This is a genomic window from Nonomuraea rubra, from assembly GCF_014207985.1.
GTDB classification, from domain to species: Bacteria; Actinomycetota; Actinomycetes; order Streptosporangiales; family Streptosporangiaceae; genus Nonomuraea; species Nonomuraea rubra.
On sequence record NZ_JACHMI010000001.1, the window covers coordinates 2,168,436 to 2,187,831 of the forward strand.

17 protein-coding genes are annotated in these 19,396 nt (G+C 69.2%); 11 read left to right on the top strand and 6 right to left on the bottom strand.

What is annotated here, in order from left to right; all coding sequences use genetic code 11:
- Window positions 1-8: 8 nt before the first annotated feature.
- Entirely contained in the window at window positions 9-953 is a 945-nt protein-coding gene (locus HD593_RS09940) for a hypothetical protein (protein WP_221524696.1), read from the bottom strand.
- A 69-nt stretch (window positions 954-1,022) separates the two neighbouring features.
- Between HD593_RS09940 and HD593_RS09945 the strand changes: the two genes are divergently transcribed.
- Window positions 1,023-1,658, top strand: coding sequence for a TetR/AcrR family transcriptional regulator C-terminal domain-containing protein (locus HD593_RS09945; protein WP_185101890.1), 636 nt, complete (start codon window positions 1,023-1,025; stop codon window positions 1,656-1,658).
- A 17-nt stretch (window positions 1,659-1,675) separates the two neighbouring features.
- Here the strand turns inward: HD593_RS09945 and HD593_RS60255 are convergent, their stop codons facing one another.
- A complete protein-coding gene (locus tag HD593_RS60255) occupies window positions 1,676-2,575 on the bottom strand; it encodes a helix-turn-helix domain-containing protein (RefSeq protein ID WP_221524697.1) in 900 nt (299 codons plus the stop codon).
- Window positions 2,576-2,742: 167 nt separating this feature from the next.
- Here HD593_RS60255 and HD593_RS09955 point away from each other — a divergent pair, with 167 nt between their 5' ends.
- A complete protein-coding gene (locus HD593_RS09955) occupies window positions 2,743-3,210 on the top strand; it encodes a hypothetical protein (protein WP_185101891.1) in 468 nt (155 codons plus the stop codon).
- 55 nt (window positions 3,211-3,265) lie between these two features.
- Window positions 3,266-3,580 carry a hypothetical protein gene (locus tag HD593_RS09960; protein WP_185101892.1) on the top strand — a complete coding sequence of 105 codons (315 nt, stop codon included), beginning with the start codon at window positions 3,266-3,268 and terminating at the stop codon, window positions 3,578-3,580.
- Between the two features lie 18 nt (window positions 3,581-3,598).
- Here HD593_RS09960 and HD593_RS09965 read toward each other — a convergent pair whose 3' ends face one another.
- Entirely contained in the window at window positions 3,599-4,603 is a 1,005-nt protein-coding gene (locus tag HD593_RS09965) for an ArsR/SmtB family transcription factor (RefSeq protein ID WP_185101893.1), read from the bottom strand.
- Between the two features lie 545 nt (window positions 4,604-5,148).
- On the opposite strand from HD593_RS09965, the gene HD593_RS09970 reads away from it, so the two are divergent.
- A complete protein-coding gene (locus tag HD593_RS09970) occupies window positions 5,149-5,751 on the top strand; it encodes a hypothetical protein (protein ID WP_185101894.1) in 603 nt (200 codons plus the stop codon).
- Here the strand turns inward: HD593_RS09970 and HD593_RS09975 are convergent.
- Window positions 5,706-7,673 (bottom strand): nSTAND1 domain-containing NTPase, encoded by a 1,968-nt coding sequence (locus HD593_RS09975; RefSeq protein ID WP_341850702.1) that lies wholly within the window; start codon window positions 7,671-7,673, stop codon window positions 5,706-5,708. The genes HD593_RS09970 and HD593_RS09975 overlap by 46 nt on opposite strands.
- 169 nt (window positions 7,674-7,842) lie before the next feature.
- Window positions 7,843-8,013 carry a hypothetical protein gene (locus tag HD593_RS09985; protein ID WP_185101897.1) on the bottom strand — a complete coding sequence of 57 codons (171 nt, stop codon included), beginning with the start codon at window positions 8,011-8,013 and terminating at the stop codon, window positions 7,843-7,845.
- A 289-nt stretch (window positions 8,014-8,302) separates the two neighbouring features.
- Between HD593_RS09985 and fxsT the strand changes: the two genes are divergently transcribed.
- The gene (gene fxsT, locus HD593_RS09990) at window positions 8,303-10,840 is read left to right on the top strand and encodes an FxSxx-COOH system tetratricopeptide repeat protein (protein WP_185101898.1); all 2,538 of its coding nucleotides are present in this window, start codon (window positions 8,303-8,305) and stop codon (window positions 10,838-10,840) included.
- Here fxsT and HD593_RS09995 read toward each other — a convergent pair.
- On the bottom strand, window positions 10,837-12,111 hold the full coding sequence (locus tag HD593_RS09995) for an HEXXH motif domain-containing protein (protein ID WP_185101899.1): 1,275 nt from the start codon (window positions 12,109-12,111) through the stop codon (window positions 10,837-10,839). The genes fxsT and HD593_RS09995 overlap by 4 nt on opposite strands.
- 433 nt (window positions 12,112-12,544) lie before the next feature.
- Here HD593_RS09995 and HD593_RS10000 point away from each other — a divergent pair, with 433 nt between their 5' ends.
- The 6 genes from HD593_RS10000 (at window position 12,545) to HD593_RS10025 (ending at window position 19,235) form a co-directional block, all read left to right on the top strand.
- Window positions 12,545-13,792, top strand: coding sequence for a cation:proton antiporter (locus HD593_RS10000; RefSeq protein WP_185101900.1), 1,248 nt, complete (start codon window positions 12,545-12,547; stop codon window positions 13,790-13,792).
- A 100-nt stretch (window positions 13,793-13,892) separates the two neighbouring features.
- Window positions 13,893-15,248: an ABC transporter substrate-binding protein gene (locus HD593_RS10005; RefSeq protein ID WP_185101901.1), complete on the top strand. Its 1,356-nt coding sequence runs from the start codon at window positions 13,893-13,895 to the stop codon at window positions 15,246-15,248.
- Between the two features lie 76 nt (window positions 15,249-15,324).
- A complete protein-coding gene (locus HD593_RS10010; protein WP_185101902.1) occupies window positions 15,325-16,269 on the top strand; it encodes a carbohydrate ABC transporter permease in 945 nt (314 codons plus the stop codon).
- Window positions 16,266-17,063 carry a carbohydrate ABC transporter permease gene (locus tag HD593_RS10015; protein ID WP_185101903.1) on the top strand — a complete coding sequence of 266 codons (798 nt, stop codon included), beginning with the start codon at window positions 16,266-16,268 and terminating at the stop codon, window positions 17,061-17,063. Before HD593_RS10010 ends, HD593_RS10015 begins: the two co-directional genes overlap by 4 nt.
- A gap of 13 nt (window positions 17,064-17,076) precedes the next feature.
- Window positions 17,077-18,156: a glycoside hydrolase family 172 protein gene (locus HD593_RS10020; RefSeq protein ID WP_221524698.1), complete on the top strand. Its 1,080-nt coding sequence runs from the start codon at window positions 17,077-17,079 to the stop codon at window positions 18,154-18,156.
- A 77-nt stretch (window positions 18,157-18,233) separates the two neighbouring features.
- Window positions 18,234-19,235, top strand: coding sequence for a LacI family DNA-binding transcriptional regulator (locus HD593_RS10025; protein ID WP_185101905.1), 1,002 nt, complete (start codon window positions 18,234-18,236; stop codon window positions 19,233-19,235).
- The last annotated feature ends 161 nt before the right edge of the window (window positions 19,236-19,396 follow it).

Sequence of the window (19,396 nt, forward strand, 5' to 3'; positions counted from 1 at the left end):
TCGCTCGGTCAGCCCGGGATGATGACAGCGCGGGTGTGCCCTTGATGCGCCCAGGCCTCGCCGACGCGGCTGAGCGGGTAGGCGGCGTACGGGGCGTCGAAGGTGCCGTCGGCGAACCGGGCGATGATCTCGGGAAACCCGGCGATCATCTCGGCCTTCGAGACCGAGCCCGCGCCACTGCCGCTGATCCGGATCCGCCGGCTGCGCAGCAGGGCCGCGGGCAGCGCCGCCTCACTTCCGGCGAGCGAGCCGACCTGGACGTAGTCGATCGCCGCTCCGCCGTCGCCCGTGCCCAGTGCGGCGAAGGCGGCCTCGGCGACGGGGCCCCACACGAAGTCGAGCACGAGCGTGGGCCTCGCTTCTGCGACGGCGGCGGCGAGGGCGGTAGCTCCGGCGCCGGGTGCCGCGAGCGGAACGGTGACGGTGCCGGGGCCGCGCAGCCGTTCCAGCGCCTCGTGATCGCGCCCGGCCGCGATGACCTGCTTCGCGCCGAGGGACAGCGCCGCCCGCACGGCCAGGCCGCCCGACATGCCGGTCGCCCCGAGCACCAGTACGGTGCCGAGCTCGCCCACCTCCTCGCGATGGGCGGTCAGCGGCATCCAGCCCGCCATGGCGGGGTTCATGCCCGCGGCGACCGCGAGCGGATCGGCCCCGGCGGGCAGCTCCACCTCGAACGGGGTGACCAGCCGTTCGGCCATCGTTCCCCACGGCGACCGGGCCAGGCCCGTGTAGACCAGCCGCCCGTCCTCGGTCCTGGCCACGGCGTCGATGCCCGGCACGAGGGGGTAGGCCTGGCCGCTGCCGTAGTGCCGGCCGGAGGCGAGCCCGCGGACGATGTGGTGCAGACCCGCGCCCACGAGCCTCAGCGGTGCCTGGCCCGGCCGCTGTTCGGGGTCGGGAAAGTCCGCGCAGACGGGTGCCGATCCTGGGGAGTTGACGACTGCAGCACGCATGACACGCTCCTGAACTAAGTTCAATTTTGCCGTCACCCACCGTGCCTGAACTTTGTTAAGGTGTCAACCGTGGCAAAGGGCATCACGCGGGAGCGGATCGTGGCGGTGGCACTCGAGTTGCTCAACGAGAAGGGCATGGACGCTCTCACCGTCCGCGCGCTCGCCTCCCGGCTCGGCGTGGGAGCCCCCGCGCTGTACTGGCACGTCCGCAACAAGCAGGAACTGCTCGACGAGATGAGCACGTTCGTCATGCGCCGCGTCATCGACGCCCTCTCGGCGATCGCTCCCGGCGCCGGCTGGCGTGACGACGTGGCCGCCTACGCCCGCGTCCTGCGCTCGGAGTACCTGCTCCACCGAGACGGAGCCCGCATCTTCAGCGGCACCCGCTTCTCCGACCCCGACGTGGTGAAGGCGAAGGAGCCCTGGCTCGAGCGCTTGACCGCGGCCGGCTTCTCACTGGCCGAGGCGGACGACGCCGTCGACCTGGTCACCGCGTTCGTGGTCGGCTTCGTGATCGAGGAGCAGGAGCGCAGCCAGTCCGACGGCGCCGAACCGGCCAGGTACTCGCTCGCCGGGCGCGACGCGTGGCTGGGCGAAGGCGCCGATCTGGTCAAGGCCGCCGGGCACCTCCGCGACGACGGTGACCGCAGGTTCGAACGGCAGCTCGCCGTCGTTCTCGACGGTCTCGCGGCTCAGCGGCGCTGACGGTCAGCTCGGCGAGATCATGGGGCGCAGGTCGGCAGTGCCGGATTGCCGCGGGTGCGTATACCGGACAACCAGGCGTGTCCGCGAGGTACGTCGTCCAGCCGGACCCGGTACCAGCGGGTGCTCTTGGTGCCGATCTCGTCGGTGACCTCGTCGCCGTCGTAGAGAATGCAGTCGGCGTTCAACACGTCGTCATGCCACACGCGGTGGCTCACCACATTCTTGGCGTCATAGTTCAGCCGTGGATCGATCGCCAGGCCGATACTGCAGCCCGGGGCTCTGTCGCTGCGTTTCCTGCAGCGTTCCTCGATATTGAAGACCCGCAGGCGGGCGGTCACGCCGGAGCCCGAGACCACGGACGCGTCAGGCCCGTCAGCGGAATTCAGCGAGACGGTCACGACCGCGGCCGCAACTGTCAGGGCGGTGACCGCCGCGGTCCCGAGCGCCAGCCGGCGACGGCGGTGTGATGATACGAGCGTGTCCGCGTCCGATGCCGGCGATGGCGCGACTTCCTCATGAGCAGCGACGTTTGCTGCTCCTTCGCCGGGCGCGGTTAATGACGATCGTGACGCATCGGCGAGTGCCCACAGCCGATGAAGTTCCCGCAGTTCCTCGTTACTCGCGCCACAGGCCTTCCCGAATGTGTGGACCGCGCCGTAGCCGGTCGGAATCTTGGTTCCCGAGCAGTAGCGGTGAAGGCTCGAACTACTGACTCCGGTGCGCCTGGCCAGCTCTTCGAAACTGATCTCGGCGCGATCTTTCAGTGCTCTTATCCGGGCGGCGAACCGCTCGCTTTCCTTTGATCGCATCACGTTACCCCCGTACGACCATGCGACCTGCTCATCACCTCCGTTTCCGGTGTCCCACCCGCATCCCACCTGGTGGGCGAAGAGCGCAGGTAGCAGCCGGAAACCCATCCCACCATCCCATCTCGACGCGCTTTCTTGCAAGGCGCCTTTCGCGGTCGCGAAGGTGGCTGTCGTAGGGAACGAGCGACACCGAGAAAAGTTCTCTTCGGAGGAAAAGGAAAACAGCCGGCGGCTATGCCGGACCTTCGTAAGCCAGCAAGAAAGGAGTTCGTTAAATGCGCACAGCGATTCTGAGGGGAGCGACGGCGACTGCCGCCCTCCTCTCGGTCCTGTCGGCCGGCGCCCATTCGGCGGCGGCGCAGCCGGCCCAGCAGAACCAGGCGGTCCGCACTCCCCACGTCCAGCCCATCAGAGGCGGGGAGGTACGGCACGCGGACTTCCCGCACACCCGTCAGGGTCTCATCCGTGCGGGGAAATGGGTTCACAGGCGCGGCAACTGCGGCGACTCGTTCTGCACCATCCAGTACTATCCGCCCAGGAATACGTACCGGGCGTACAAGATGTTCAGGTGCGGCACGTTCAGGCTCCTCGATTTCCAGGGGCGCTACCACACGCACAATCACGGATCGTTGCGGGTGCACCTCCTCGACAGGAACCAGAAGGTGATTCGCCGCATCGCGTCCGGCGGGAGGCCCATCGTGAACTGGGGCCCGGTCTTCTTCGTGAAGACATGTAAGAGGTGAACGTGGTGTGTGGCCGATGCCGCGGCGGCATCGGCCACACGACGCGTCCCGCGGCATGAAGCTGGGACTGGCTACTGAGCAAGTCGTTTGGGGATGGCAGGTCTCGGCGGACGGTGGGACTCTGGAGGGCAAGGCGACCTGCTGGAGGAAGATCGTGGGAAACCCCGAGCTGAACACGGACATGATCCTCGCCGCCGTCCGTGACCACGGATTCGAAGCCTATGACGTCCTGGTCAAGCAGTATCCGTCCGACGTGGTGGTCGCAGAGTTCACGAAAGCGGCCAGATCGGGCTTCACCACCTTCGGCGTAGGGGTACATCTGGCGTCGTTGACGGACAAGGGGCGCGAGCGTCTCGACTCCCTCGCGTGACCGCCGGCGGAATTCCCCCTAACGATCCTCACGTCCGCGATCTCGCCGGGGGTGGCCGGCGAGGAGCAGTGCCTCCCCCAGCGGGCTCAGCGTGTGCAGGATCCTGGTGGCGGTCCGCCGGCTGATGATCAAACCCGCGTCCCGCAGGATGGCGGTGTGATGGCTGATCGTCGGTAGTGACACCCCGACCCGCCGGGCCACCTCGCTGGTCGTGCCGCCGGCGGCCACGGCACGCAGCGCCGCGGCGCGGGTGTCGCCGAGCAGCCGGTCCAGGGCGGCGTCGTGCCCGGCGGTGGTCGCGGCGGGGTGCAGCGCCGGGTAGGTGATGACCTGGGGGAGTCCGGCGTCGAAGATGGTGTTCGGATGCAGATGGGTGAAATAGGAGGGGATCAGCAGGAGCCCGCGCCCGCCCAGGTGGACGTCCCGTCCGGAGGGATGGGCGGGGATCTCCAGCACCGGGGAGTTCCAGCGCATCATCGGGCGGAAGCTGTCGAGCAGCCGGTGCACGCCGCCTTGGCGCAGGGCCTGGTGGCGGCGGGCGAGATCGCTGTCGACGCAGGCGCGTACGGCCGGCCAGTGCGGCTCGACCGAGAGCCGGTGGTAGGCGCGCAGGGTGGCGGCGAGTTCGGCCAGCGCGGCCTTCCTGGCCGTGCGCAGGTCGTCGAGCCAGGCGCCCTGGCCGGGGCCGCCCTTGAGGCGGCCGATCTCCGTGCCCAATCGGCGCCTCGGCGTGCTCAGGATCGTGTCCAGGGCCTCGTCCAGGGCGAGCGCGCCCTCCACGGGAGTGAGCAGGTCGGGGTAGTAGGCGGCGTGCGGCGCGACCGGGAAGAGCCGGTCGTGCACCTGCCGCGCCAGGCCCGCGCGATGCAGGTCGTGGCGGGCCTGCCGGCGCCACTGCCCGAACGCCTGCTTCCCGTAGCCGGTCTGCAGCGCCTGCAGGCTGCCGACCACCTCCCACATCACGTCGGGTCCGCTCGCCACGTGGGTGCGTGCCAGGTCAGCGCGCGTGAAATGAATGCGCATCCGCTCCATCTCCCCGTTTTCCCCGTGTGCCAGCCGCTCGTCCCAGAAGGACGGCGGACCCCTGTCGTTCTGTACGGACCGTCCCGGAAGGCTGCTGATACCTGAACGCCTTGCGTAAAACGACTCCTTTGAACGACGTCGAACAACGTGGCCCATTTCGCAGTCATTCTGCTACTCCTGATGGCGTCGTCGAAAGCGAGGAGAAACGCGTGCGCATAAACGATTGTTTACGGTTGCACGCCAGCCCCAACCCGCCCCAGCTGCAGAACCCGCCGTGGGAGCCGCCGCCGGCCCAGACGACCGTTCCGCCCCCGCCGCCGGCGACCTCGTCGGCGTGCGCACCTCGGACGGCTGCATCGCCCGGTGGAAGGGCAACGGCGGCGGGCTACTGCATCGGCGACTACGTGGCAACGGGCGCGCTGCCTCACGGGGGAGGAACCGTCCTTGGGCCTGGAAATTGCCGAGACCATAACCGAGGCCATCCGATGGTGCACTAAATGCGCAGAAGCGCCACATAGCCGTGCGTCGGGTGGAAGAATCGCGATATGCCCGATCCTGCATTCTGGACGACGCTGATCTCCACCAGCGGGGCATTGTTGGGCGGGATCGGCGGAGTGCTGATATCCCATCGAAGCACGCTCCGCCGCGACCTCGCGCAGGAAGAGCAGCGGCACCGGGACCGGCGTCTCACGGCTCGCGAGGAGACGCACCAGCGGATGCTCGCCGCGGCCGCCACCCTCCGCGTCGAGCTGGAGATCACCTGCCAGCGCCAGTGGCGGGACATGGACATCAGGGTGCTCACGATCCAGCAGCACGCGGTCTCCGTCGGCGTGGAGGCCACGCAGCTCGCCATGTACCTCCCCAAGCCGTCGGCCACGCTGGCGAGGTCGCTGGCGACCGCCGCCAGCGCACTGGCGGCCGAAGTCGTGAAAAATACGGAGATGGGGCATGTGAACGGCCCCGAAATGCAGTATCTCGGTGGCTTTGTAAAGGCGGCTCCGGACTTCCGGGAGTTCGACAGGATTCTGGATGAGCTCTGTACGAGCGTGGCCCCCGAAGCGGCACCGGCCAAGGAGCTCGAGCCGGTCACGCAGGCGGACGTTCAGCGTTCGGGCAGCCGCTGGACGAGAAGGGCGCGCTCGCGCTGATGGGGCGGGAGCTCGGGCTGGTCGGCGGCCAGGGCGCGCCTGACCAGCTCCTGGGCGGACCTGCCGTCGCCGGTCAGGCTGGCGACCTCGGCCGCGTACAGCAGGACCGGGCCGTTGGCGGGTTCGTCCTCCACCGCCTGGCTGCTCTCCTCGCGTGCGGCGTCGAAGGAGCCCACGCCCGCCAGGGCGACGGCCCGCGCGGCGCGGATGGCCGGCGACCGCTGGTGCCATGGCCGGTCGGGCACCCGGTCGAGGTCGCGCAGCGCGTCCCTGGCCTGGCCGAGATCGGCGAGCACCTGGCCCCGCACCCGCAGCGCCTCCGTGTGGTCGCCCGTGCGGTCGAGCACGTCGTTGAGCATGGACAACGCCGCCCGCGGGCGGCCCAGCAGCCACAGCGTCCTGCCGAGCTCGGTGCGCACCTGCGGGTCGTCGGGGCAGCGCTTCAACGCCGCCTCGAAGGCGTCCAGCGCGGGCTTCCAGTCGCGGCGCATGGCGAGGACGCGCCCGATGACGGCGAACAGCCAGCCGACCGCGACGTTGTCCTGGACGACCTCGAAGCACACGGCGGCCTTGCGATAGTGGGTCTCGGCCTCCGCCAGGCGGCCCTGCGCGTAGGCGATGTTCCCCAGCAGGCTGGCGGCCTGTCCCTGCAACCGGATCTCGCCGGGGCTGGACATGACGCTCTCGGCGTGCGCGTGGGCGCGGCCGAGGTCGCCTTCGAACAGCACGTACTCGGCCGCCCGCAGACTGTCCTCGGCGGTCGGGGCCTCAGGAGAGGGGACAGTGGCGGAGCGGAGCGGCCCTGCCAGGCGCTCGTGCTGGAGCCGGTAGTGCCGCGCTCCCGAACGCCACTCCGCCTTGAGCACGTGGCGGCTCTGCAGCGCCCGGACCACGACGGCCGACAGGCCCGCGACCTGTCCCGACCTCTCCTCGACGGTGGAGCCGCCGCCGCCGAACGTGCTCCGGAGCCAGCTCAGCAGGCCCTCGGCCGGCACGGAATGTTCGTGCGCCGTCTCCAGCACGGCCTCGCCGACGAACTCGGCCAGCGCCCTGTTCACGGCGAGGTCCTCGGTGGTGATCGCGCCGTGGTCGCCGGGCAGGGCGCGCCAGGAATGGAAGCACGCCGCCTGGAGCAGGGCGGGCTCCACGGTGTCGTAGACCGTGCCGGCGGGGCCGGCGCGCAACTCGCGCACGATCTCCTCGGGGACGCCCTCCGCGAAGAACCGGCCGGAGCCGGTGACCGGCCCGCGAACCGCGTCGAGCGCGGCCTCCGGCGTGAAGGGCTGGAGCCGGAATCGGTCCGTCACCGCGTCGTGCATGAGCCGGCTGTAGGAGACCACGTCGGGTAGATGTTCGTCTCTTACGGAAATGAGCAAATGGAATTCATGATGGGCGTCGAGCGCCTCCGCGAGCTCGGCGACGAAGGCGTCGCGTTGTTCGGCGGTGCCGATCGTTCCCTGAAAGAGTTGTTCAAACTGGTCAATGGCCGCCAATGTCGCGACGGGATTTCCGTACCAGTCGGTGCGCGATTTCCTGCGCCGGAGAAAATCGCTGACGGTGAGACCGGCCAGCCGGGTCGGCGGCTCCGTGGGCCGCCAGGCTCGCAGCAACGCGAATGTGTACGGATTGTGGTCGGGCAAGGCCGCCACCGGAAAGGCGAGGCCGTCGAAGACCCGGCCCATCGGCAGAATGTCGAAACGGCCGGCGGACAACTGCGGCAGGACGCCGGCCTGAATCAGTGAAGTCTTCCCAACGCCGGACGAACCGGACAATATGGTGAGTTTTCGCTCCTGCCACGCCTTGGCCACCCAGGCGACCGACGGGGAACGCCCGAAGAATCGATGGGCGTCCCGCGTAGCAAAGGGCCGAGGCCCCGCATAGGGGCCGCCATCCACGCTGCCAGGCAGAATATCGGATGTCACAGTAGGACACCGTACCGAGCCCGACTGTGCGTGCGGTCAGAGACACGTTCACCAGCGCCGATTGCGACATGCCTGGGCCCTCGGCTACGGTGACCGCTTACTGACGCTGCTCGCATTGGCATCACCTGTGATTGAGGGCGGTCGTGTGCTCAGCGATCCAGAGCCGGGGTCACGGGCTCTGGGCGGTGGCGCTGACTTCGGCGTCACGAGCAGGTGGGCCCAAGGCCAGCCGGACCGCGCGCGCCAGCGTCGTCTCCTCGACGTCGTCCAGGTCGCGAAGGCTCAGGTCGGTAACGTCGGCCAGTTGGTCGTCCGGGTCGGAGGCGTCCCCGCGCATCATGATCCTCGTCCAGTCGGTCGTCCACCGTCAACATTTAGCATTTCCGGCGAGAAACAGCGCTACCCGATCCACCGGGGATAGATCACTCATCCCTCGCCCCTACACATACACGACCGCGGGATACTTGTCGACTCCCTTTCAGCCACCCCTAAAGGCCGCAACGGGAAGTCCGATATGTCCCGCCACGGCAACTTAACGCAGATGTGCCTTGTTTGGCCGATGTCAGGTCCCGGTGTGGTCAAGTACCTAGCAGAACCTCATGGATGCGTAGGATGATGCTCATGCGTCAATGCCGAAATCCGGAGGCGGGCACGTGACAAACGTAGAGGCCGCAGGGCCCGCGCCCCGTGTGTGGGGGAAAATTCCTCCCCGGAACCGGAACTTTACGGGCCGTGAGGATCTGCTTCGGGTACTCAAGGACGATGCGGGCAAACGGGTCACCGCGGTGCTGCCGCAGGCACTGCACGGCATCGGTGGTGTCGGAAAAACCCAGGTGGCGATCGAGTACGCCTACCGCTGCCGAGGTGAATACGACCTCATCTGGTGGGTGCCCGCCGACCAGCCGTCGCTGATCCCGTCCTCACTGGCTCCGCTCGCCCCGCACCTCAACCTGCCGTCGGCGAAGGCGGTCGGCATCGAGGAGGCGGCGGCGGCCGTTCTGGAGGCGTTGCGCCTGGGCGAGCCTTTTTCGCGTTGGCTACTCATCTTCGACAATGCGGACGAACCCGCCGAAATAACTCCATATATTCCACCGCATTCCGGACACGTCCTTATTACGTCGCGTAATCAGCGCTGGAAGGGCGTGGTCGACACCCTCGAGGTCGACGTCTTCAGCCGGACCGAGAGCATGCAGTTCCTCAACCGCCGCGTCCCCGACTCGCTGAGCCCGCAGGACACCGTCCGCCTGGCGGAGCGGCTCGGCGACCTGCCGCTGGCCCTGGAGCAGGCGGGCGCGCTCCAGGCGGAGACCGGCATGTCGGCCGAGGAGTACCTCGAACTGCTCAGCGAGCAGCCCGCGGCGATTCTCGGCCAGGTGCGGGCGTCGGAATACCCGGCGACGATGACCGCGGCCTGGCAGCTGTCGGTGTCGAAGCTGCGGGAGCAGCTCCCCGAGGCGGTCCTGCTGCTGCAGGCGTGTGCCTTCTTCGGCCCCGAGCCGATCCCGCTCGACGTCTTCCGCCGGGGCGCCGCGGCCGCGGGCCCCCGGCTGCGCGACCTGCTCGGGCATCCGATCCTGCGTACGCAGGCCGTGCGCGTACTGGGGCGTTTCGCCCTCGGCCGGATCGACCCGGTCAACAGGACGATCCAGATCCACCGGCTGGTGCAGGCGCTGCTGCAGGAGGAGCTGACAGCGGAGGACCGTAAGGCCTTCCGCGAGGAGGTTCACCTGCTGCTGGGCGGCGCCGCTCCCGCCGACGCCTCAGACGAGAGCAAGTGGCCGCGGTTCAACGAGCTGGTCCCGCACGTGATCCCCACCGAGGTGGCCACCACCCGCGTGCGCGAGGTCCGCGAGTTCGCCGTCAACATGGTGCGCTACCTCCAGCGATCCGGCGACCCGCGCTCGGCCAGGCGGTTCGTCGACCTGTTCCTGAGCAACTGGATCGAGGACTCCGGGCCCGACGACCCCGACGTGCTGATGGCACAGTGGCAGCTCGCCCACCTCATGCGGCTGGCCGGAGAGTTCAAGGCCGCCTACGACGTCAACCGCGACGCGATCGACCGGGCGCAGCGGGTCCTCGGCATGGAGGACGCCAACGCGCTGGCGATCTTCAGCAGCTTCGGCTCCGACCTCAGGGCCGCCGGCGAGTTCGCCGAGGCGCGCAACCACGACGAGGCCGCGCTGCGCCTCTACCAGTCCGCCTTCGGCGAGCAGCACGCGCGTACGCTCAACATCCTCAACAACCTGGCGCTCGACCACGCACTCAACAGCGACTACCGCGCCGCCAGAGACCTGCACCAGCGCACGTTCATGCTGCAGAGCGAGAGCGAGGGCTCCAACAAGTCCGACGTGCTGTCGTCGTGGACCAACCTCGCCCGCGCCGTCCGCCTGTGCGGCGACTACGCGGAGGCCAGGTTCCTCGGGGAGGACGCCTACGACTTCGGCCGCCAGGAGCTGGGCGCGGAGAACCGCATCACCATAGTCGCGGCGCGAGACCTGTCCAACGCCCAGCGTCGCTCCGGTGCCTACGACGAGTCCCTGGAGCTGGCGCACGAGGTGTTCGACCGGTCGAAGCGGCTCTTCGGCCCGCACGCGCCCGACACCCTGGCGGCGGCGATGTCGCTGGCCAACATCCTGCGCACAGTCGGCCGGGAGGGCGAGGCGTACGAGATCGCCGCCGACACCATGGAGCGCTACCCGAAGCTGTACGGCGAGACCCACCCCTACAACTACGGCTGCCTGGGCAACCTGGCCCTGCTCCGCAGAGTGCAGGGAGACGCCGCCGGAGCCAGGGACCTCAACCAGCAGGCCTTCAGCGGCCTGGTCGACAAGCTCGGCAAGAACCACCACTACTCGCTGACGATCGCCGTCAACCTCGCGACCGACCTGTTCGTCCTCGGAGACCACGAGGGCTCGGTCGAGCTGGGCAAGGACACCTACGAGCGCTGCCAGCAGGTGCTGGGGGAGGACCACCCCATGACCGTCGGCTGCGCCGCCAACCTCTCGCTGAGCCTGCGGGCCACCGAGGGCGGCGAGGACGCGGCCGACAAGCTCATCGAGGACGCCCTCAACCGCTACGCGCGGACGCTGGGCATGGCCCACGCCGACACGCGGGCCGCGAAGGAGGGCCGCCAGCTCGACTTCGACTTCGACCCGCCACCGCTCTAACCCGGCACGTGCGGGTTGCGCTCGCGCCAGGCCCGCCGATGCTCCTCCGCCTCGCGGTCGGCATCGGCCAGGGCCTGCGGCGGGACGGGCTCGTCCGCCCACGCGCGCAGCGTCCGGCGCATCTCCGTGACGAACTCTTCGCCGCGGGCGGTGAGCGCCCCGCTCCGCAGCAGGACGTCCGCGGTCGAGAGCGCGGCCGTCCGCCAGCGGGCGAACCTGGTGTGGGCGTGGACGGCGTCGGCCCCTTCCCCGTGCAGGCGCTGACGCCGCCAGAACGCGGTGACCCCCAGATAGGCGTACGTGCCCTGCAACAGGCCGCTGATCGGCCGGGGGTCGTCCCGCCAGGGGGCGTAGTACCGGCGCCCGTCGTCGATCCGGGTCAGCGCGATCATGTCCAGGAGCCCCGACAGCTTGGCGTGCTGCACCTCGTGCGCGAGCGTGGCGGCCATGGCCAGGCCGTCAGGGGGCGTGGACATCGCGGCGCAGCCGAAGGCGTCGCGCGACGTCGCGCTGCTGACGCCCGTGGCCGGGCGCCGCAACGGGGTCAGGACACGCAAGATCGCCAGGATCTCGGTGGCGGTGGTCTCGTGATGGCGTACGAGCAGCAGCCACGCGTCGGTCAGCGCCTGCTGCCAGGCCTCGTGCTCGGCCTCCGTCAGCCGCCCGGCGACGGGCGCGGCCGGCATGCGGTAGGGGTCGAGGTCGTCCACGAGCAGGGAGATCGTCCTGTCGTCGGCCGAGGCGCTCAGCGGACGCAGCCCTCGCCACACCTCGCCGTCCTTGGCGGGGACATGGATCTCTGCCCCTCCGGCGAGCACGCGGACCTCGCCGTCGCCCGCCGACCGGACGGTGACCGCGCCGGGCCGGCCCGGCAGCAGGATCTGGCCCAGCGAAGGCAGCGTGATCGTTCCGTCCGCCGGCGTGATCTCCAGGGAGAAGGCAAGCCCCGCCTTGATGGCGGCGGCGGCCGCGACCGCGGCCAGGCCGAGCGGCTCCTTGGCGGATCTCCTCGAATCGCGCAACGCCCACAACACCTTGCGCGCCCAGACGCCGACCGACGGATAGCGCAGAACGCTCTCGGCCGCCGGAAGGTCATGCTCCTGGGCGGTCGCCAGAAGGTCGTACGCGCGCCGGACGTAAGCGGCGTCAGGATGCCCGAGCCGCCGGGTCTCGTCCACGATGCCGCGCACGAACAGCACGTGCTTGCTGTACTCCGCCGCGATGAGATGCCGGACGGCGTCGGTTCCTCCGTCACCCGCCGCCAGGGCCATGAAAGCCTGGTCCGGTAATTTGTGCGCGCGAAGGCTCACCACATCGTTTCCCTCTGTCCGGGGCCGGCGGCTGTCGACGGTGACGAAGCCTGGATGATCACATTTTAGGCCGCGGCTCGCCGGCCAGAATGATTCACTCCCATTCGCGGGAATCGCGCCGGGCGAATCCGGACGAGCGGAAACGCCGCACTACCTTCCGCGCACCAGGCCTCCGGTGCGCAGCAGCAGCGCCCAGCGTGTCGTGGACGTGGCAGCGGAAGTCGCCGGCCAGGTTGGGCAGGGGTTGCACGCACCGCGTCGAGACGGAGGCGTCCGGCGGGCAAGCCGGCGGGCCGCTGGATGGCAACCAGCGCATATGGAGAGTTCCTATATCGGCCTGTGCTTCGATCGGCAGTGGTAAGACCGCGAAAGGCCCGACCCCGGAGGACCATCGGTGAAGTCCGAAGACGTCGTGTCCCTGCTGTTCGGCCTGGCGCTGATATTCGTGGTCAGCCAATTGCTCGGGGCCCTTGCCCGCCGCCTGGACGTGCCCGCGGTCATCGGCGAGATCGTCGCCGGCATTCTCATCGGCCCGACGTTCTTCCACGGCTGGGTCGCCGACACGCTGTTCCCGGACGGAATTCGGCCCATGCTCAGCGCCCTGGCCAACCTCGGGGTCGCGTTGTTCATGTTCCTGGTAGGGCTGGAGCTCGACCGGCGGGTCATCGGCCGCGAGGGCCGGGCCGTGGTGTCCGTCTCGATCGGCTCGGTCGTGGTGCCCTTCGGCCTGGGCGCGCTGCTGGCACTCTGGCTGAGCGGCGGGCACCCGGGCGGGACCGGGTTCGTCCTGTTCATGGGCACCGCGATGGCGGTGACCGCCTTCCCGGTGCTGGCCAGGATCATCGCCGACAGGAACCTGGGCAGGACCAGGGTCGGCGGGCTGGCCCTGGCCTCGGCCGCGGTCGGCGACGTGGTCGCCTGGACGCTGCTGGCGGTCATCCTGGCCTGGCGCGGAGCGGGCGGGCACCCCTGGCTGCTCGCCCTGGCCCTGCCCTACCTGGCTCTCATGGCCACCGTCGTGCCGCGCTTGATGACGCGGCTGCTGGCGCGGGCCAGGGGCGCGTCGCGGCTGGCCATCGTGGTGGTCGGCGTGCTCGTGTCGGGCGGCGTGACCGAGTGGATCGGGCTGCACTTCATCTTCGGGGCGTTCCTGTTCGGCCTGATCATGCCCCGCCAGGAGGAACTGCGCAGGGACCTGGACGTGCGCGTGGGGCAACTGGCCATGCTGCTGTTACCGGTCTACTTCGTGGTGGCCGGGTTCAAGGTGGATCTGTCGGGGCTCGACGCCTCCGGGCTGCTGGAGCTCGCGCTGATCCTGCTGGTGGCGATGGGCGGCAAGCTGGCGGGCGTCTACGGCGCGGCCAGGCTGGTCCGCCTGGACCGGCGCTCGTCCTTCGCCCTGGCCACGCTGATGAACACCCGAGGGCTCACCGAGCTGGTGCTGCTCACGATCGGGCTGCAGGTCGGGCTGCTGGACGGCCGGCTGTACTCGCTGATGGTCGCGATGGCCGTGATCACGACCGTGGCCTGCGGGCCGCTGCTGAAACTGGTCGAGCCGGCGAAGGCCGGCCGTCCACGGCCCGGCCGGGCTGCGCCTGGCCGCTGGTCCGGGTCAACCGGAGATATCGATTCCCGCCTTTAGCAAGCTGTAACAGCATCTTCTTGACCTGGGCCATGCCGACTCCTACATTCTTGAGAAATCGATTGCTCGCCCCTGAGCTCTCAACATCAGGAGGATGGTTATGTCGGCCTTCGAGAGGGTGACCCGCCGCTCGCTGCTGCGTGGCGGAGCCGTCGTGTTAGGTTCGGCCATGGCGGCGCCGCTGCTGTCAGCGTGTGGGGGCGGGGGTAACGGCGGCAGCTCCTCCGCGAAGGAGCTGACGTTCTGGAACTTCTACGGACCCAACCCGCAGGCGAACGCCCAGAGCAAGTGGTTCACCGATCTGGTGGCGGCCTGGAACGCCAACAACGACGTCAAGATCAAGCTGCACTACCTCCCGGTGTCGGAGTACCTGGCCGGCACGGCGCTGCAGACCGCGTTCTCCGCGGGCGAGGGGCCGGACATCTTCCTGCTCAGCCCGGGCGACTTCCTCCGCTACTACAACGGGGGCGTGCTGGCCGACCTCACGCCGCACATGAAGCCGGAGCAGATCGCCGACTTCGACAAGGGCGTGCTGGGCACCCGCATGGTCGACGGCAAGGTCTACGGCCTGCCCATGGAGGCCGAGCCGCTGGCGATGTTCTACAGCGTCGAGGCGTTCGAGCAGGCCAAGCTGTCGGAGGGTGACCTCCCCAAGACGTGGGACCAGCTGCTGGACGTGGCCGCCAAGACCACCACCGGCGAGCGGTTCGGCGTGCTGTTCGAGACCATCCCCGGCTACTACCAGAACTTCACCTGGTACCCGTTCATGTGGATGGGCGGCGGCTCGGCGGTGCCGGAGAACGGCGGCGCGGGCTTCAACGCGCCGGCCGTGCACAACGCGCTGAAGCTGTGGCAGGACGCGGTCAACAGCAAGGTCGCGCCGCGCAAGCCCCAGGGCGACGGCGCGGGCAACCTGCCGGCGAACCTGGCCAGCGGGTACGTGGCCATGCAGCAGAGCGGCATCTGGGCCGTGTCGGCGATGGCGACGGAGAAGAAGGACTACAAGTACGGCGTCTTCCCGCTGCCGACGCCGGACGGCGGCACGTACACGACCGACATCGGCGGCTGGGCCTTCGTGGCGAACGCCAAGGGCGCCAACCCCGAGGCGGCGGCCAAGTTCATCGCCTGGGCGCTGGGCGCGACCGACGCCGAGGGCGTCGAGCGCGGCCGGCAGTGGAACACGGTCGTCAAGACGAACCTGCCCGCCCGCAAGTCCGTCCAGGAGGCGGCCAAGTCGGCGGGGGCGTTCGACACGCCGGAGCTGAAGATCTTCATGGAGCGGATCGTGCCCGGCGGGCGGGGCGAGCCGCGCTACACCCCCGAGGTGTACAAGGCGGTCTCGGACGCCATCCAGGCCGCCCAGCTCGGCGGGGTCGACGCGGCGCAGGCCGCGGCCGACGCCGCCGGGAAGATCGACACGTTCCTGAAGGGCTACAAGGGTGCGCCCATGTTGTGACCGCGGCGTCGTCCCGGCGTCCCCGCCCGTACGGCGGGCGGGCGCCGTACCCCCCAACGGAGAAAGGCGATAAGCAATGGCCACTTTGGTCGACCCGGGCACGGCGGTCAGGAAGCCGCCGGACGCCGGGGGCCGGGCGTTGAGCCGCCGCAGGCGCGAGGCGCTGGCCGGGTACGCCTTCGTGGCGCCCGACCTGATCGGCCTGATCGTCTTCGTCGGCCTGCCGATGGTTCTGGCGCTCGGCCTCTCGCTGTTCAGCGCGGACGGGTTCGGCGGCTACACGTTCGCCGGCCTGGACAACTTCAAGCAGATGGCCGACGACACCCAGCTCTGGGAGAGCATCAAGGTCACGCTCACCTACATGGTGACGTTCGTGCCGCTCGGGTTCGTCATCAGCCTCGGCCTGGCCCTGCTCGTGCGCGACCACTTCCCCGGCGTCGGCCTGGTGCGCACGCTGTTCTTCCTGCCGCACGTGATCAGTCTCGTCGTGGTGGGCATCGCCTGGCAGTTCCTGCTGGTGGACAAGCAGGGCGCGGTGCCCGCGCTGCTGCGGCCGTTCGGGCTGGGGGACGTGTCGTTCCTGGGCAACCCGGCGCTGGCGCTCGGCTCGCTGGTGGCGATCAGCATCTGGTTCCTGATGGGCTACCAGATGCTGATCCTGCTGGGCGGGCTGAAGGACATCCCGAAGGAGTACGAGGAGGCGGCGCGGGTCGACGGCGCCTCCGCCTGGCAGCGCTTCCGCCACGTGATCTGGCCGCTGCTGCGCCCGACCAGCTTCTTCGTGCTGGTCAACTCGACCGTCGGCGCGGTGACCGGCCTGCAGGCCTTCGACCTGGTGTACGTGCTGACCAAGGGCGGCCCGGCGGGCAGCACCTCCACGGTGGTGTTCTACATCTACCAGCAGGCCTTCACCTTCAACAACTACGGCTACGCGGCGGCCCTGACCACGGTGGTCGTCGGGTTCCTGGTGGTGGCGACGGGGCTGATGTTCGGCGCCACGAAGGGGGGCCGGTTCGAATGACGACCAAGCTGCGCGCGCTGACCGGGTACGTGCTGGCCACCATCACGGTGGCGCCGCTGATCTGGCTGCTGGTGGCGGTGCTCAAGCCCGCCGACGAGCTGTTCCAGGTGGCCCTGCCGAGCAGGATCACCCTGGACAACCTCCTGTACGTGCTCACGCAGGTGCCCATCGGCAGGTACATGCTGAACAGCGCGATCGTGTCCGTGGCGGTCACGGCGATCGCGCTCGTGCTGCACTCGATGGCGGCGTACGCGCTGGCCCGGCTGCGGTTCCCCGGGCGGCAGGTGATCTTCTCGGTGATCGTGTCGACGCTGCTGGTGTCGCTGCCGGTGATCCTCGTGCCGCTGTTCCTGGTGGTCAAGGAGCTGGGGCTGCTGGACACGTACGCGGGGCTCATCCTGCCGGCGATCTTCCACGCGTTCGGGATCTTCCTGCTGCGGCAGTACTACCTGTCGATCCCACGGGAGCTGGAGGAGGCCGCCGACCTGGATGGATGCGGATATTTCCGGCGCTGGTGGCAGGTCGTCCTGCCCCTCAGCCGGCCCATCCTCGCCTCCCTCGCCGTGCTCTTCTTCCTGGCCAACTGGAACGCCTTCCTCTGGCCGCTGACCGCCACCCGAGACCCCGAACTGCGCATGGTGCAGGTCGGGATCGCCACCCTCCAGGGCCAGTACGGCTCCGCCTGGAACTACATCCTGGCCGCGACGGTCGTCGCGGCCGTGCCCACCCTGATCGCTTTCGTGATCGGCCAGCGCCGGCTGGTCGAGGCGATCAAGACCTCCGGACTGAAGTAAGGATATGAACGGCATGACCTATGGCCAGTACGGCAGCAGCCTGCGCGACCTGCCCCGCCTCCGCACCTCCAGGCGCAAGCGCGTCAGCAGCTACGACCGCACGGGCGGCAACGAGGACCGGCTGACCGTCCAGGCCGGCACCACCGTCACCCTCGCGGACATCGAGGGCCCCGGGTCGATCAACCACATCTGGTGCACCGTGGCGCTGCCGATGAAGGACGTGCCGGACGCGGTGGACGTCGACTACCTGCGCAGGCTCGTCCTGAAGATCACCTGGGACGACCAGGAGCACCCCAGCGTGCTGGTGCCGCTCGGCGACTTCTTCGGCATGGGCCACGCGAAGACGGCGAACTTCGTCTCCGCGCCGCTGCAGATGAGCCCGCAGGACGGCAAGGGCTTCAACTCGTGGTTCCACATGCCGTTCGCGAGCCGGGCGAAGGTGGAGCTGATCAGCGAGCTGTCGCAGGAGCCGGTGTTCTTCTACTACTACATCGACTACGAGTTGTTCGACTCCCCGGCTGACGACCTCGGTTACTTCCACGCCCAGTGGCGGCGCGAGCGCCCGACGGACGGCGTCGAGCAGGGCTCCCAGAGCAACCGCGAGTACCAGGTCGAGGGCATCAACGACACCGGCGACGGCAACTACGTCATCCTGGAGGCCGAGGGCCGTGGCCACTATGTGGGCTGCGTGCTCAACATCCGGAACCTGCGCGAGACCAGCGACTGGAACTGGTACGGCGAGGGCGACGACATGATCTTCATCGACGGCGAGCAGTTCCCGCCGTCGCTGCACGGCACCGGCACCGAGGACTACTTCAACACCGCCTGGTGCCCGACGCAGACGTACCACGCGCCGTACCACGGGATCACCCTGCCGGGCGGGGACAACTGGAGCGGGGAGATCTCCCTCTACCGCTTCCACGTCGAGGACCCGGTCACCTTCACCGAGTCGATCCGGGTGACGATCGAGCACGGTCACGCCAACAAGCGCTCGGACGACTTCTCGTCGGTGGCGTACTGGTACCAGACCCTGCCGTCGAGGCCGTTCGGGCTCGCGCCGGTGGAGGAGCGGCTGCCCTTCCCCTCCCAGTAAGGTAATCGATTTCCAGGCGGGCTAGAATCCCGCCCGGATCAGTTACCGCGGTTTGCCTGCCACTAGATGGGACGAGTTTGCTCAAAATTCAAGATGTCGCGCGGCATGCGGGGGTCTCCGCCGCGACCGTCTCACGCGTGCTCAACGGCCGTTCCACGGTCAATCCGGAGCTGGCGGCACGCGTGCACGCCGCGGTCCGGGAGCTGGGATACCGGCCCAACGGCGTGGCGCGCAATCTCCGGCGCAGGCAGACGACGCTCTGGGCGGTGCTGATCTCCGACGTCGGCAACCCGTTCTTCACCTCGCTCGTGCGCGGCGTGGAGGACGGGGGCCGGCAGTTCGGCTACTCCGTCGTGCTGTGCAACACCGACGAGAACCGGGCCAGGGAGGCCGAGTACATCGCGGTCGCCCTGGCCGACAACATGGCCGGCGTGATCATCTCCCCGGCGGACGACAACACCGACATAAGCGCTCTGGTCGCGGCGGGCACCGCCGTGGTGACGATCGACCGTGAGCTGGCCGAGACCGAGGTCGACGCCGTCATGGTGGACAACGAGAAGGGCGCCGAGATGGCGACCGGCCACCTGCTGGAGTCCGGCTACCGGCGCATCGCCTGCATCACCGGGCCGCGCCGCATGTCCACGGCCATGCAGCGGTTGCGCGGCTACCAGCGCGCGCTGCGCTCCGCCGGCCTGCCGCAGGACCGCGCCCTGATCCGCCACGCCGACTTCCGCGAGGAGGGCGGCTACTCCGCCATGGCCTCCCTGCTCGACGAGGGCGTGGAGATCGACGCCATCTTCGCCGCCAACAACCTCATGACCGTGGGCGCCGTGGAGTGCCTGACCGAGCGCGGCGTGCCCATCCCCGACCGGGTCGGCGTGATCGGCTTCGACGACATCCCCTGGGCCCGCCTGTTCCGCCCCGGGCTGAGCACGGTCCGCCAGCCCACGTACGAGCTGGGCCGCGCCGCCGCCCAGCTCCTGGCCGACCGCATCGACAACCCCGCCCGCCCCACCGCGCGCCTGGTCCTGCAGACCGAACTCCATCCCCGGGAGAGCTCCCGCACCCGCACGAGCTGACCCCGCCCGCAGACCTGTGGCCTGCCTGCCCGGCACCGGGCGGGCGGGCCATCGGTCGTGCGGCGACGAGCGCACCGTACGAGACCGGGCGCCGTTGCCATTCTGTGATGTGATCCGGCATTGACGGTCCCCAGGGTCCGATCTAGCTTGGGGAAATCGAT

Bases quoted from the DNA above. Each gene is read 5' to 3' on its own strand.
- HD593_RS10005 (WP_185101901.1), top strand. From the start codon at position 13,893: ATGTCGGCCTTCGAGAGGGTGACCCGCCGCTCGCTGCTGCGTGGCGGA.
- HD593_RS09970 (WP_185101894.1), top strand. From the start codon at position 5,149: ATGCCCGATCCTGCATTCTGGACGACGCTGATCTCCACCAGCGGGGCA.
- HD593_RS60255 (WP_221524697.1), bottom strand. From the start codon at position 2,575: ATGGGTTTCCGGCTGCTACCTGCGCTCTTCGCCCACCAGGTGGGATGC.
- HD593_RS09940 (WP_221524696.1), bottom strand. From the start codon at position 953: ATGCGTGCTGCAGTCGTCAACTCCCCAGGATCGGCACCCGTCTGCGCG.
- HD593_RS09985 (WP_185101897.1), bottom strand. From the start codon at position 8,013: ATGATGCGCGGGGACGCCTCCGACCCGGACGACCAACTGGCCGACGTT.
- HD593_RS09960 (WP_185101892.1), top strand. From the start codon at position 3,266: ATGAAGCTGGGACTGGCTACTGAGCAAGTCGTTTGGGGATGGCAGGTC.
- HD593_RS10015 (WP_185101903.1), top strand. From the start codon at position 16,266: ATGACGACCAAGCTGCGCGCGCTGACCGGGTACGTGCTGGCCACCATC.
- HD593_RS09955 (WP_185101891.1), top strand. From the start codon at position 2,743: ATGCGCACAGCGATTCTGAGGGGAGCGACGGCGACTGCCGCCCTCCTC.
- HD593_RS09965 (WP_185101893.1), bottom strand. From the start codon at position 4,603: ATGCGCATTCATTTCACGCGCGCTGACCTGGCACGCACCCACGTGGCG.
- HD593_RS09995 (WP_185101899.1), bottom strand. From the start codon at position 12,111: ATGGCCCTGGCGGCGGGTGACGGAGGAACCGACGCCGTCCGGCATCTC.
- fxsT (WP_185101898.1), top strand. From the start codon at position 8,303: ATGCCGAAATCCGGAGGCGGGCACGTGACAAACGTAGAGGCCGCAGGG.
- HD593_RS10010 (WP_185101902.1), top strand. From the start codon at position 15,325: ATGGCCACTTTGGTCGACCCGGGCACGGCGGTCAGGAAGCCGCCGGAC.
- HD593_RS10020 (WP_221524698.1), top strand. From the start codon at position 17,077: ATGACCTATGGCCAGTACGGCAGCAGCCTGCGCGACCTGCCCCGCCTC.